This is a genomic window from Bradyrhizobium sp. 192 (assembly GCF_023100965.1).
In the GTDB taxonomy this organism is placed as follows: Bacteria; Pseudomonadota; Alphaproteobacteria; order Rhizobiales; family Xanthobacteraceae; genus Bradyrhizobium; species Bradyrhizobium symbiodeficiens.
Genome location: NZ_CP064690.1, coordinates 5,038,332 through 5,050,984, shown reverse-complemented (window position 1 = coordinate 5,050,984; position 12,653 = coordinate 5,038,332). Strand labels below are relative to the sequence as shown.

12 protein-coding genes are annotated in these 12,653 nt (G+C 64.4%); 5 read left to right on the top strand and 7 right to left on the bottom strand.

Annotated elements, in window-relative coordinates:
- Positions 1–5 precede the first annotated feature (5 nt).
- Both IVB24_RS23275 and IVB24_RS23270 read left to right on the top strand, forming a co-directional pair.
- Positions 6–416 carry an iron-sulfur cluster assembly accessory protein gene (locus tag IVB24_RS23275; protein WP_166469460.1) on the top strand — a complete coding sequence of 137 codons (411 nt, stop codon included), beginning with the start codon at positions 6–8 and terminating at the stop codon, positions 414–416.
- A 179-nt stretch (positions 417–595) separates the two neighbouring features.
- A complete protein-coding gene (locus tag IVB24_RS23270; RefSeq protein ID WP_247769136.1) occupies positions 596–1,015 on the top strand; it encodes a TfoX/Sxy family protein in 420 nt (139 codons plus the stop codon).
- 126 nt (positions 1,016–1,141) lie between these two features.
- Here the strand turns inward: IVB24_RS23270 and fabA are convergent, their stop codons facing one another.
- From fabA to IVB24_RS23250, 4 genes are all read right to left on the bottom strand, one after another.
- Positions 1,142–1,672, bottom strand: a complete 531-nt coding sequence (gene fabA, locus IVB24_RS23265; RefSeq protein ID WP_247769134.1) for a bifunctional 3-hydroxydecanoyl-ACP dehydratase/trans-2-decenoyl-ACP isomerase — start codon at positions 1,670–1,672, stop codon at positions 1,142–1,144.
- A 97-nt stretch (positions 1,673–1,769) separates the two neighbouring features.
- Positions 1,770–2,837 carry a GGDEF domain-containing protein gene (locus IVB24_RS23260; RefSeq protein ID WP_247769128.1) on the bottom strand — a complete coding sequence of 356 codons (1,068 nt, stop codon included), beginning with the start codon at positions 2,835–2,837 and terminating at the stop codon, positions 1,770–1,772.
- A gap of 166 nt (positions 2,838–3,003) precedes the next feature.
- Positions 3,004–4,545, bottom strand: coding sequence for a DEAD/DEAH box helicase (locus IVB24_RS23255; RefSeq protein WP_247769127.1), 1,542 nt, complete (start codon positions 4,543–4,545; stop codon positions 3,004–3,006).
- A 300-nt stretch (positions 4,546–4,845) separates the two neighbouring features.
- Positions 4,846–5,805: a helix-turn-helix domain-containing protein gene (locus tag IVB24_RS23250; protein ID WP_247769125.1), complete on the bottom strand. Its 960-nt coding sequence runs from the start codon at positions 5,803–5,805 to the stop codon at positions 4,846–4,848.
- A 207-nt stretch (positions 5,806–6,012) separates the two neighbouring features.
- Between IVB24_RS23250 and IVB24_RS23245 the strand changes: the two genes are divergently transcribed.
- The 3 genes from IVB24_RS23245 to IVB24_RS23235 all read left to right on the top strand — a co-directional run bounded on the left by IVB24_RS23245 (position 6,013) and on the right by IVB24_RS23235 (position 10,419).
- Positions 6,013–7,527: a caspase family protein gene (locus tag IVB24_RS23245; RefSeq protein WP_247769123.1), complete on the top strand. Its 1,515-nt coding sequence runs from the start codon at positions 6,013–6,015 to the stop codon at positions 7,525–7,527.
- A gap of 700 nt (positions 7,528–8,227) precedes the next feature.
- Positions 8,228–9,475 (top strand): FAD-dependent oxidoreductase, encoded by a 1,248-nt coding sequence (locus tag IVB24_RS23240; RefSeq protein WP_247769121.1) that lies wholly within the window; start codon positions 8,228–8,230, stop codon positions 9,473–9,475.
- A 179-nt stretch (positions 9,476–9,654) separates the two neighbouring features.
- Complete coding sequence (locus IVB24_RS23235) at positions 9,655–10,419, top strand: outer membrane beta-barrel protein (RefSeq protein WP_094974324.1); 765 nt, start codon at positions 9,655–9,657, stop codon at positions 10,417–10,419.
- Between the two features lie 112 nt (positions 10,420–10,531).
- On the opposite strand, the gene IVB24_RS23230 is transcribed toward IVB24_RS23235, so the two are convergent.
- The 3 genes from IVB24_RS23230 to IVB24_RS23220 form a co-directional block, all read right to left on the bottom strand.
- Positions 10,532–11,302 (bottom strand): glucose 1-dehydrogenase, encoded by a 771-nt coding sequence (locus IVB24_RS23230; RefSeq protein ID WP_247769119.1) that lies wholly within the window; start codon positions 11,300–11,302, stop codon positions 10,532–10,534.
- Between the two features lie 21 nt (positions 11,303–11,323).
- On the bottom strand, positions 11,324–11,509 hold the full coding sequence (locus IVB24_RS23225; RefSeq protein WP_094974322.1) for a hypothetical protein: 186 nt from the start codon (positions 11,507–11,509) through the stop codon (positions 11,324–11,326).
- Between the two features lie 282 nt (positions 11,510–11,791).
- Positions 11,792–12,574, bottom strand: coding sequence for a porin family protein (locus IVB24_RS23220; protein ID WP_247769118.1), 783 nt, complete (start codon positions 12,572–12,574; stop codon positions 11,792–11,794).
- Positions 12,575–12,653: the final 79 nt, after the last annotated feature.

Sequence of the window (12,653 nt, the reverse complement as noted above, 5' to 3'; positions counted from 1 at the left end):
TTGACATGACCCAGATATCGTCAGGCTCGACACCAGCATCCCCCCCGAAGCCGCGGCGGCCACGCCCGCAGGTAATGCGGCTGACCGACGCTGCCGCCCAGCGCATCAGCGAACTGACAAACCGCGCCGACTCCGAGATCGTCGGCCTGCGTGTCGGGGTGAAGAACGGCGGCTGCGCCGGCCAGTCCTACACGGTCGAATACGCCCATGACGTCCGCCCGACCGACGAGGTCGTCGAGGACAAGGGCGTCAAGATCCTGGTCGACCCCAAGGCCGTGCTGTTCCTGCTCGGCACCGAGATGGACTACAAGGCCGACAAGATGCAGGCCCAGTTCGTCTTCAATAATCCCAACCAGATCTCCGCCTGCGGCTGCGGCGAGTCGGTAGAGCTGCGTCCGGCCAAGATCGACGGGTAAGCTTGGCTAGCGCCTTGCTCCACTGTCGTGCCGGCGAACGGGACCCATACCGCGTGATCCGGCGGTGATGTGCGGTATCAGTACCACGCTTCCTTAGCTGCCAGTCTTCGCTAAACTTCTCCCTGTGGTTTATGGGTCCCTGCTTTCGCGGGGACGACGCGGGGGAGAGAGTGTAGGCCATGGACCGCGAATTCCTGACCGACCTGTTCGCCGATTTCGGCCCCGTCACCATCCGAAAAATGTTCTCCGGCTATGGCATCTCAGCCGACGGCATCAACTTCGCGCTGTCGCTGCGTGCCGGCCTGTTCTTTCGGGCCGACGAGGTGACGATCCCGGACTTTGAAGCCGAAGGCTCAAAACCGTTCCAATATTCGACCCGTGCCAAGACCGTGGTGGTGAACTCCTATTGGGAGCTGCCTGCGCGCCTGTTCGACGATTCCGCCGAGCTTGCGCAATGGGCGAGGGCGGCGCTCGCAGCCGCCCAGCGCGCCAAGGTGAAGACGCGGCCGAAGAAAAAGGCGGCGGCGAAGGAGGCGACAAGAAAAGCCGTGCCGAAGAAGCGGTTGGCCAAGAAGGCAGCCAAAAGGAAGGTGCGATAGGAAGGCGAAGCGACTTGTCCGCCATAGCTCGAAGAGCGACGGCGGAAGCGTGCCCACGGTTTTAAATGATCAATGCCGAGATCGTGGGCACGGCGCTTACGCGCCTTTGCTCACTCTACGAGAGCTTCAATCCACGGCCTTAGTCAGGCCAACTCTCATGTCCTTGGCGGTGAATACGCAGACGCCGTCAGCCAGCACACGGCCATCGGCGATTCCGAGCACCAGCTTGCCGCGGCGGACCATGCGCATGGCGACCTCGTAGCGCACGCGTCGCGTCTCCGGCGTGACCACTCCGGTGACCTCCACCTCGCCGACGCCGATCGCCCGGCCCTTGCCGGGTGAGCCCGACCAGCCGAGCCAGTAGCCGACCATCTGCCACATCGCATCCAGCCCCAGGCTTCCCGGCATCATCGCATCGCCGCGATAGTGACAACCGAAAAACCATTGGTCCGGCACGATGTCGAGCTCGCCGACGATATGGCCCTTGCCGAACTCGCCGCCGTCCAGGCTGATTTCCGTGATGCGGTCCATCATCAGCATCGGCGGCGCCGGCAATTGCGCATTGCCCGGCCCGAAATAACCGCCGTCGCCCGATTTCAGCAGTTCGTCCCGGGTGTAGGACGGTTGCGGCGTGTGGAAATCATGCGGATTGGGCACGACGACAAATCCTCGATGCTCGCGGTCCGGCGGCGCAGAGGATGTCGGTCGTCAGGTTGGAATGTCAAGCGCAGCCCTCCGGCCCGCCGCGATCGCTTCACGCCACGCGGCTGTGGGTCTCGTCCGCGTATTCCGGATCGGCCTCGCAGATCACGCGGTTGCGGCCGTTGCGCTTGGCGGCGTAGAGGCAGGCATCCGCACGCTCGATCAGCGCATCGGTGTCGTCGCCCGGCTTGAGCATGGAGACGCCGACGGAGATGGTGACGCGGCCGAGGATCTCGCCGGTGGACTTCTTCTTCAATTCCTTCGCCATCACCGCGCGGCGGATGTGGTCGGCCACCGTGAGGGCCTGACGCAGCGCGGTGTTGGGCAGCACCACCGCGAATTCCTCGCCGCCATAGCGCGCGGTGATATCCTGGCCCTTGATGGTCTGCTTCAGCGAAAGGCCGACGAGCCGCAGCACCTGGTCGCCGGTGAGATGGCCGTAGGAATCGTTGAAGGACTTGAAGTGATCGATGTCGAACAGCAGCAGCGACAGCGGCTCGCCCGAGGCGAGCGCGGTTTGCACCGCCATGTCGATCATGCGGTCGAAATATTTGCGGTTGCCAAGGCCGGTGAGCGGATCGGTCAGGCTTTCGGCGCGGATCGCCTCCAGGCTCAGCTGGAGATTGCTGATCTCGTTCTTCGACAGCGTCAGCCGGTCTTCCAGCGTCTTGTTGGTCTCGCGCATCTCGCTGGTCGAACGCAGCAGCGTTTCGACGATCGACTTGATCTGCTCGCGGCTCTTGGCCGACGCCAGTTTCTCGGTGGCGCCCGACAGGCTGGCATCGTAGGAACCGGTCACGCCGAGTGCGTCGCTCAAGACCTTCATCACGTCGTCGATCTCGCCGATGACGCGCGCGCCGACCTTGTCGATGCGGTCGGTGGTCTTGATGTGGGAGAGATAGGTCTCGTAGATCTGATCGAGGTCGGCTTCAGTCAGCTTGCCGCTGCGCGCCAGCGTCTCGTTGATGATCTTGTTGAGCGGCGCGTTGTAGCCGGTGGCGTAGACGTACCAAATCTCGTAGTTGCGGGGAATTGCCGTCTGCCGCAGCGATCGGATCTGCCCGAGCGCTACCTCGGCGAACGCCATCGTGCGTTCGTGTTCGTCGAGAACCTTGACCACGGAACATACCCCACAGCGGTCGATGCGCCGTCGACCGCAGCAATGCTTAAATTATGTTCGTAGGCTAACGGACGATCGTGAATGCCCCGTAAATATACGTTCACGGATACATCTAAAAAATTGTGAGGGGGCTTTGCTCAACCGAAAGCCTGGCGCGCGTCGCGCTTCAGGCCCCGGCGGGGGAGCGAACCGGCCGCAGCAGGAACGCCGGCAGATGCGAATGATCGCCCGGCTCGGTGTCGGCCTCGCGCTGGCGGCGTGGCTCGGGCCGGCCAATCGACGGCACATGCGACGGATTGGCTTGCTGGCGCGAGCCATGACGCTCGGATGATTGCCTGGCTTCACGCGGAGGTCTTGCCTCGCGTGCGGGCCTCGCTTCGCGTTCAGGTCTTGCCTCGCGTTCAGGTCTTGCCTCGGGAGCGGGCCGTGTTTCGGCTGCTGGCCGAGCCTCGACGCGCGGCTCGTGGCTGCGCTCTCGGTCGCGACCGCCGCGCTGCGGCTTGCCGCGTCCGCCACGTGAGCGCTCGCGGCCGCGCGACTCGCGCGGGCGATCACTGTGTTCGCCGGTGTCGGCACTCACTTCGTAGTCGCCTTCGGCGCGCGGAATGCTCTGCCCGATCAGCTTCTCGATCGCCACGATCGACTTCTGGTCGAGCGGCGTCACGAGCGAGATCGCGGTGCCGGTGCGGCCGGCGCGACCGGTGCGGCCGACGCGATGGACGTAGTCGTCGGGATGGTGGGGGACGTCGAAATTGAAGACGTGGCTGACCTCGGGAATGTCGAGACCGCGGGCGGCGACGTCGGAGGCGACGAGCAGCGGCAGCTCACCCTTGCGGAACTGTTCCAGCGCCGCCGTGCGGGCCGACTGGTCCATGTCGCCGTGCAGCGCGCCGACGCTGAAGCCGTGCTTCTGCAGCGATTTGTGAACGATCGCGACCTCGCGCTTGCGATTGCAGAAGATGATCGCGTTCTGGAGGTCCTTGGCTTCGCGCAGCAGGCGTCGCAGCAATTCGCGCTTCTCATGCGCTTCGCGCCCGGCCGGGACCTGACACTGCGTGACGGTCACGGCGGTGGTGGCGGGCTTGGACACTTCGACCTTCTGCGGGTTGTGCAGGAAGGTCTCGGTGATACGCCGGATTTCCGGCGGCATGGTCGCGGTGAAGAACAGGGTCTGCCGCGTGAACGGGACGAGCTTGCAGACGCGTTCGATGTCGGGGATGAAACCCATGTCCAGCATGCGATCGGCTTCGTCGATGACGAGCAGCTCAACGCCGGTGAGGAGCAGACCGCCGCGCTCGGTATGGTCGAGCAGGCGGCCGGGGGTGGCGATCAGCACGTCGACGCCGCGCGTCAGCTTCGCATCCTGGTCGCCGAAGGAAACGCCGCCGATCAGGAGGGCGACGTTGAGTTTCTGGCCGGCGCCGTAGCGGTCGAAGTTTTCCTTGACCTGCGCCGCGAGCTCGCGGGTCGGCTCGAGGATCAGCGTGCGCGGCATGCGTGCGCGGGCGCGACCCTTCTCGAGGATGGTGAGCATCGGCAGCACGAAGGCCGCGGTCTTGCCGGTGCCGGTCTGGGCGATGCCGAGCACGTCCTTGCGTGCGAGGACGTGTGGGATCGCCTGTTCCTGAATGGGGGTGGGGGTGGTGTAACCGGTGGCCGCCACTGCGGCGAGGACTTTTTCGGACAGTCCGAGATCTGAAAAGGACATTGAGCCTCTGGTCGAAACCGCCGTTCGGAATCGAGAGTAATAAGGCTGTCGCGTTCCACCCCAAAACGGCGCGCTCTCAAAGAAGCTGGGGGTGCTGACTCACGCGAACAAAGCGCCAAGCTCAGGAATCGCTCTTCGATACCGAGCCGCGTCGACCCGGAACATAGGCGGGAATCGGCCAAAGTCAATGGAGCGGGCGCGGGAAGGTCCTAAAAAACCTGAGGTTTTTACCTAATAGCGGGTGCGACTGGGTTTTTTCCGCCCCGCCGCACGTCCAGGCCGGGGCCGCCAAAACGGCGGCTAACGCCCATCCGAGGCCTGCGCCCGGAAGTCACCGGGGGCCATGCCATAGGCGGCATTGAAGACCCGGTAATAGGTCGCCAGGCTCTCGAAGCCGCAGGAGGTCGCGATGTCGGCGATCAGCCGCTCCGGTGCCTCGCGCATCAGGCGGCGGCTCTGCTTCAGGCGTTCGTCGGTCACCGTCTGCGAGAAGCTCTTCGCCGCGGTCTCGAACAGCATGTGCAGGTGGCGCACGGACACGCCGAGCTGGTCGGCCACCATCGCCGGCGCCAGATCCGGGTTTTGCAGGTGGCCCGCGATCAGGCGTCGGGCCTGCGAGAGGCGGGCGGTCCGCAACGCGGCCTGTCCGCGCCGGCTGCCGGGCCTGACGATGCCGCGCTCGATCAGCGCCAGATGGGCCAAAGCCTGGACGAGGGAGGTCGCATCGACGACGCTACCATCAGCGGCCTCATCGAGATCGGCAAAGCAGGCGCCGAGCAGCGGCGCCAGGGTAGGATCGCCGAATGTCCGGGGCGCAAGCTCGCGCATGCGTTTGTCTTGCGCCGGAATGCTGCTGACCGGGATCTTCAGGATCCGCAAATGGAAGCCTCCGGCGCCGAGCGGCGCGGTGCGGTAGGGCAGGTCGGTATGGCTGGTGGCGAAACTTCCCGGGGCGATCGCGAAGTCGTTTCCGCGCATGCCGCCGAACCAGCCGCCGCTGCCGAGCTGCTGGTAGACGCAGATGCTGTCGCCGGGTGCGTAGGCGATGTCGGAGCTGCTGCGTTCGACTGAATATTGCGAGGCCTTCAGCTCGACGAGGCCGGCGCCGCCGAATTGGCGCAGCGAAAATTCGCCGAAGAAATCCCCGCGCCGTTCGCGATCGAGTTCGGCGGTGACGCCGAACAAACCCTTGGAGCGCACCTCGCGCCAATAGTCGAAGCGATCCTTCGGCTCGACTTCGTCGGTACACCAGCGATACACGGCAGCCCCCTCGCTTCCAGTGCGTTTGGCCGATGCCAAAGAAAAAGCAGATTCCAGCGCAATCTGCCATAGGCAGATCGTGGAACCGGGGCCCGGGCGCTTGAACCCTCGTTACGTCTGGGCCGACTATCACACAGCGGCAGGGGGTCCAATGAACTGCCGTTCGAGGGAAGCGGCGTGGCGCCGTTCTGTAACGGGAATTTTGCGATGACGCGTCGGCTTTTCGGAATTCTGGCGGCCCTTGGCCTGGCGGCGAGCCTGAGCGGCTTCGTCGCCCCCGCCCATGCCGAGAAGCGTGTCGCGCTCGTCGTCGGCAACAACGATTACAGGAATGTCCCGAAGCTACTCAAGGCGGTCAACGACGCCCGCACCATGGGCGATACACTGAAGCAGCTCGGCTTCTCGGTGATGGTCGCCGAGAACCAGAGCCGGCAGCAATTCTCCGAGACCCTGCTCGCCTTCGACAAGGCGATCGAGCCCGGCGACACCGCGTTCTTCTTCTACGCCGGCCACGGCTTCGAGATCGCGGGCCAGAACTACCTGTTGCCGACCGACGTGCCGGCGGCGACCGAAGGGCAGGAAGAGCTGGTGCGCGACGCCTCGATCCTGGCCGACCGCATTGTCGAGCGCCTCCAGAACAAGAAGGTGCGGACATCGATTCTGGTGTTCGACGCATGCCGCAACAACCCGTTCGAGCGCAAGGGCACGCGCGCAGTCGCCGGCGGCGGCGGGCTTGCTCCGATGGTGCAGCTGCCCGAAGGCGTGTTCTCGGTGTTTTCGGCCGGTCCCCGCCAAACCGCGCTCGATCGGCTCTCCAACGACGACGCCAATCCCAATTCGGTGTTCACACGTACTTTCGCCAAGGAGCTGCTGCAGCCCGGCGAAAATCTCGTACAGGTGGCGCAGCGCACCCGCCGTCTCGTCAGCGAGATGGCCGGCACCGTCAAGCACAGGCAGGTGCCGGTCTATTTCGACCAGATGGTCGACGACGTCTTCCTCAGCGGCATGGCGAAGGATGCCGTCGCGCGGCCGGCCGATCCGCCGCCGCAGAAGCTTGCGGCGCTGCCGCCGGTGTCGGTGCCGCAGATGCCAAAGGAAGAAACCATCAACGCGCCGATCGCGAGCTTTTCGCGGCACAATGGCGGCTGGAGCGTCGTGTTCTCCTTTGCCGACCCGACGCTTGGCATTTCCTGGCGCATGGCCGGCAAGGGCGATTTCCGCGAGACCGGCTTCATCGACACGCTCGATCCGCGCACGCGCAAGCGGATGCCGAACCCGTCGATCGAATTGCCGCCGGACGCCGCGGCCGGCACCATCGAGGTCCGCTATGTCGATCAGTCCGGCGACATGCAGGGGCCGTTCCCGATCCGGTTCGATCCCGAGGCCGCACTGATCCGCGACCAGCGCAAGATCCTCGACATGACGGCGACGAGCTGGCTGTCGTTCCGCGAGTTCAACGGGCTGCTGGTCTACTACACGCATCTCGTGTCGTATCGCTGCGCCATCCGCGAAGTGCGCATCGGCATCGACAGCGCCGTGCCCAACCAGGTGCTGAAGATGCCCGCTTGCGACATGCGCGACCCCAGTGCGATCACCGCCGGCATGCCGCTCTACATGAAGCTTGCACCGAGCACGCAGTCCATCTCGGTGGAACTGACCTATCGCGACGGCAGCGTCTCGGAGATCAAGAGTTTTCGGGCCGCGAACCGCAGTAATAATTGAGGCCGTCTTGATCGAGCGGGGCCTGACAGGATGGACGAAGTTTAATCGGACAAGCCAACTGTGGAAGTGTTAGAGCCGGGGATGATAAAATTCATTATCGTTGCGCTCCTCTCGACGCTTCCGGCGGTGGCGCAAACTGCTCAAATGCCCGCGCCGCCAGCCACCGACAGGGAACGCGTCCAGGCGGAGCGTGCGAAAGAAGCCCAGGATGACAAGGTGGCTCCGGCAACCCGTCCGTGGGATCGCGACGCCGACGGCAAACGTCCGTGGGAACGGAAGTCGTCAAAGCCCTGAGGCGAGCAGATTGCCGTTCGCCGCAGTCGGAAGGAACGCCGACAGCCGCGCAAGCTGAGCGGAACGCTGGGGTCGGTCATGCGCCGATTGGCAGCCCGGGGACCGGGACCGGCAATGAGGATCAGAAATAGTTTGGGTTCCGTCCATGACTGGCCCGCGCAATGCGGGCCTTTCTGGTATCCGGGGCGGCCGGCGGCCTGACGCGCACGGCAGATGCTGGCGGTTTTCGCCGCAGGCAAAACGCCAGATCCCGGCTCTAAATCCGCGGCTCGCTCTCTTCCGCATCGCGGCTTCTGCCGGCCGGCGTTGACATGGCGCAACCAGATTCAGGCTCGGCCCGGCCGGAATCGGCGCTACACTACCCGCCATGTCTTGATCGATACTCGCATCGCGGATCGTGGCTGCAATGACCTCCGGCCAACAATCGAACCGGACGAAGAAAGTCCGCTGCTGCGTCGTCGGCGGTGGGCCCGCCGGCATGATGCTCGGCTATCTCCTGGGGCGGGCCGGCATCGAGGTCGTGGTGCTGGAGAAGCATGCCGACTTCTTCCGCGATTTCCGCGGCGACACCGTGCATCCGTCGACGCTTCAAGTGATGGACGAGCTTGGCCTGATCGACGGCTTCCTGAAGCTGCCGCATCAGCGCCTGCAGAAGATGGACGGCCTGTTCGGCGGCACGCCGGTGCGCATCGCAGATCTCCGCCGGCTCCACACCAAATACCCCTTCATCGCCTTCATGCCGCAATGGGACTTCCTGAATTTCCTGCGCGAGGCCAGCCGGCGCTTTGCCTCGCTCGAGGTGATGATGAGCACCGAGGCGGTCGACCTGATCCGCCGCGGTGAAGCGATAGCCGGGGTGCGGGCGAAGACGCCCGACGGCATCGTCGACATCGAATCCGATCTCACCATCGCCTGCGACGGCCGGCATTCGACCGTGCGAGAGCGTGCGGGCCTCAGCGTCGAGGAGATCGGCGCGCCGATGGACGTGCTGTGGTTCCGCGTCGGTCGCAAACCCGACGAAACGGAAAACGTGTTTGCGCGCGTCGAGCCCGGCAAGATGATGATCATGTTCGATCGCGGCGACTATTGGCAATGCGCCTATGTCATCGCCAAGGGACAGTATGACGCCGTGAAGGCGAGGGGACTGCAGGCGCTGCTCGACGACGTCGTACGCATGGCGCCGATCCTGAAGGGCGGCATCGCCGACGTGAAGAGCTTCGACGACGTCAAGCTGCTGACCGTCGCGATCAACCGCATGGCGCGCTGGACGCGGCCGGGCCTGCTCTGCATCGGCGATGCCGCGCATGCGATGTCGCCGGTCGGCGGCGTCGGCGTCAATCTCGCCGTGCAGGACGCGGTCGCGACCGCCAATCTTTTGGCGGACAAGCTGCAGCACGGCTGCCCGTCCGAGAACGATCTCGACGCCGTACGCCGTCGCCGCGAGTTTCCGGCGAGGATGACGCAGCGGATGCAGGTGATCGTGCAGAACAAGATCATCAGCGGCGCCCTGCAGGGGAACGATCGGCCGCTCCGAGTGCCGCTGATCGTGCGCCTGATCACCGCGCTGCCGTGGTTGCAGGGCATTCCGGCGCGCCTGCTTGCGCTCGGCGTGCGACCCGAGCATGTGTATTCGAAGGCTGCGCCGTCATCGTAGCGCAGCAATTCGGTAGGGATAATGTCGCGTTAAATCGCGCCTGCGGCGTTGCGTTCGTGCAACAGCGCCGACGGATTTGCGGACCAGCGCGTGCCCACGCGCCGCGTTAACTCTGTTGATTCGAATTTTAGTAACACCCGTCTGTGACCGTGCGTGCATCAAAGGACACGGGGTGTACCATGCGTAACAAGTTGATTGCCGCCTTCGCCTGCACGACCGCTCTGGTTTCGACCGGCGCGGCCTCCGCCGCCGATCTCGGCGCGCGCTACACGAAGGCGCCCGCCTATGTGGAGCCGCTGTTCAACTGGACCGGCTTCTATGTCGGCGGCCATATCGGTGGCGCGTGGACCAATGAGCAGTTCATCAACAACGGGATCGGTGCGCCGTTCGGCGATCTCGTCCCGGGCGAGGGCTATCGTCAGCGCGGATCCGGCATCATGGGCGGTGCCCAGATCGGCTACAACTGGCAGGCCAACAATTACGTGTTCGGCATGGAAGGCACGATCTCCGGCCTCGACAACAAGGGCTCGTTCACCAATACCGCGTTCGGTGCCGGTGACGACGTGTTCTCCTGGCGCGCCAACGTGCTCGCGACCGTGGTCGGCCGCGCCGGCTTCGCCGTGCAGAACAACCTCTTCTACATCAAGGGCGGCTATGCCGGTGTGAACAACCGTCTCTCCGTCAGCGACACCGTCGGTGTGTCGGGCTCCGGCGGACAGACCCACTGGGCCAACGGCTGGACCGTCGGCGCCGGCTGGGAATACGGCGTCACCCGCAACTGGATCGTCGGCCTCGAATACAACTACGCGGCCTTCGGCAGCCAGACCTATCAGCTCGGCGGCACCTCGGGGAATTACACCTTCGATGCCAAGCCGCGCGACATTCAATGGGCCGTCGTGCGCGCGAGCTACAAGTTCGACGCCCCGACCATCGCCCGTTACTGAGCAAGTCGACCGCAACGCGACCAACGATTAAAAAAAGCACTGCCAAAATTCAAAAGCCCCGGACTTGTCCGGGGCTTCTTTTTTGCGTCGTCGGATAGCGTGCGGCCCGGCCTCAGGCCATCACCGAGAAGCCGCCATCGACGGGGATTGCGGTGCCCGTGACGAAGTTCGATGCAGGCGATGCCAGGAACACGGCGATGCCGGCGAAATCGTCGATGTCGCCCCAGCGCCCCGCAGGCGTGCGCGCCAGCACCCGCTCGTGCAATCCCGACACCTGCTGCCGCGCACCGCGGGTGAGGTCGGTGTCGATCCAGCCCGGCAGGATCGCATTGACCTGGATGTTGTCGGGCGCCCAGGCATTGGCGCAGGCCCGCGTGTACTGCACGATACCGCCCTTGCTCGCAGCATAGGCGGTGGCGAAGCTCGCACCGAAGATCAACATCATCGAGCCGATGTTGATCACCTTGCCGTTGCCTGAGGCCTTCAAGGCCGGATAGGCGAGCTTGGAGCACAGGAAGGCGCTGGTGAGGTTGGTTTCGATCACCTTGTTCCACTCGTCGAGCTCGAGCTCGTGCGGCGGCTTGCGGATGCTCATGCCGGCGTTGTTGACGAGGATGTCGATGCGGCCGAGATCCTTCACCACGCGCGCGATCATGGCCTCGATCGCCGCCTTGTCGGTGACGTCGGTCGCAACCGCGATCGCCTTGACGCCGCGCTGCCTGAGATCTTCGACTGCTGCCTTGGACTTGGCTTCGTTGCGTCCGACCACGGCGATGTCGGCGCCGGCATCGGCAAGGCCGCGCGCCATGCCAAGCCCGATGCCGCCATTACCTCCTGTGACGATCGCGACCTTGCCGCGGAGATCGAACCGGCTGGATGTCATGCTTGTATTCCCTGGTTTCTTTTATTGGTTGCTCTGCCAGATCAGCACCAGCCCGAAGCCGGCCATGGCGGCGCCATAGCCAGCCCAATGCAGCTGGTTGACCATGAAGCTCGATCGCGGCCAGGGAACCGTACCCGTGCCCTGTCCGATCCAGAGCAGTCCGATGGCGAGGGCAAACAGGCCTGCTACAAGCAGAAATCTGCGCATGCATTCCTCCCCGTCGATCCGCTTCCCTCGCGACTCGCGGCATGAACGATTGCCGCGGTCCCGAAAGCTTGGGCACACAGTAACCGTAGCTTTGGTTCGGATACAATGGCGCCGGCAGAACCGGTGCGATGCGTGGGCAGGGCAATCAGCAATGTTGTGCTGGGTCGAAGACCAGCTCAGCGCTGCGCACCGTTGCTGAAGACGAGCATTGGCTGCCGACAAGCCCACAACGAAAAAGCCCCGGGCGATGCCGGGGCTTTGACGTTTGATCGTGAGATCAGATCAGTACTTCGCGACGACCGGACCCGTCCAGTTGAAGCGGTAAACCAGAGAGGTCGAGATCGTCTGGTTCCAGCTGTTGGCGCGGACGCTGTTGATGAGCGGCGCGTTGGTGCCATCCAACAGCTCGGTTTGGGTCTTGGCGTTGTAGAAGGCCGAACGATACTCGGTCTTCATGAACCAGCCGGGCGAAGAGACACCGAAGATGTTCAGGCTGTTCTCGACACCGCCGCCGATGAACCAGCCGTTGCGGTTGTAGCTGTTGAGGTGGACGCCCGCGGGAGTGCCGCCCAGCGTCGTGAAGTTGGTCTGGCCGAAGTGAGCGCCGGAGTAACCGCCGTTGACGTAGGAGAGAACGTTCGGGGCGACCAGCCAGCCGAGGCGCACACCCGCGGCCCAAGAGGTTTCCAGCTTCTGGCTGCCCGTGAGGCTGAAAATGGGATCCTGGATGGTGGAACGGATGCTGCCGAACTGGGCGTCGCCAAAGATACCGGCGACCCAAGTGCCGTTGAACTGCCAGTCGTAACCAGCGCCGACGGTGCCAAACCAGCCGGAACCGCCCTGGCGCTGCGTGATCGTCAAAGGCGTGCCGGTGGCCGTATCCACAATGCTCTGGTCGGCATTCGAGAGGCCGCCGCCGCCACCGCCGAAGGCGTAGAAGCCGGTCCAGTTGGCGACGGGCGCCGGCATGGGGGCCTTCACGTAGGGACGGGCACCGAGATCAGCCGCCGAGGCCGAACCGGTCATCGCGGCAACCGCGGTCAGAGCGAGCAAAATCTTCTTCATGTCAAATCCCCAACTTGGTCTGTGTAGCAGCGCGAGCGCACTGGAGTTCGTGTCAACTGATGCCCGGACTATAGACGTT

Coding starts and splice junctions, on each gene's coding strand:
- IVB24_RS23230 (WP_247769119.1), bottom strand. CDS start 11,302: ATGACATCCAGCCGGTTCGATCTCCGCGGCAAGGTCGCGATCGTCACA.
- IVB24_RS23245 (WP_247769123.1), top strand. CDS start 6,013: ATGACGCGTCGGCTTTTCGGAATTCTGGCGGCCCTTGGCCTGGCGGCG.
- IVB24_RS23225 (WP_094974322.1), bottom strand. CDS start 11,509: ATGCGCAGATTTCTGCTTGTAGCAGGCCTGTTTGCCCTCGCCATCGGA.
- IVB24_RS23275 (WP_166469460.1), top strand. CDS start 6: ATGACCCAGATATCGTCAGGCTCGACACCAGCATCCCCCCCGAAGCCG.
- IVB24_RS23255 (WP_247769127.1), bottom strand. CDS start 4,545: ATGTCCTTTTCAGATCTCGGACTGTCCGAAAAAGTCCTCGCCGCAGTG.
- IVB24_RS23240 (WP_247769121.1), top strand. CDS start 8,228: ATGACCTCCGGCCAACAATCGAACCGGACGAAGAAAGTCCGCTGCTGC.
- IVB24_RS23220 (WP_247769118.1), bottom strand. CDS start 12,574: ATGAAGAAGATTTTGCTCGCTCTGACCGCGGTTGCCGCGATGACCGGT.
- IVB24_RS23235 (WP_094974324.1), top strand. CDS start 9,655: ATGCGTAACAAGTTGATTGCCGCCTTCGCCTGCACGACCGCTCTGGTT.
- IVB24_RS23270 (WP_247769136.1), top strand. CDS start 596: ATGGACCGCGAATTCCTGACCGACCTGTTCGCCGATTTCGGCCCCGTC.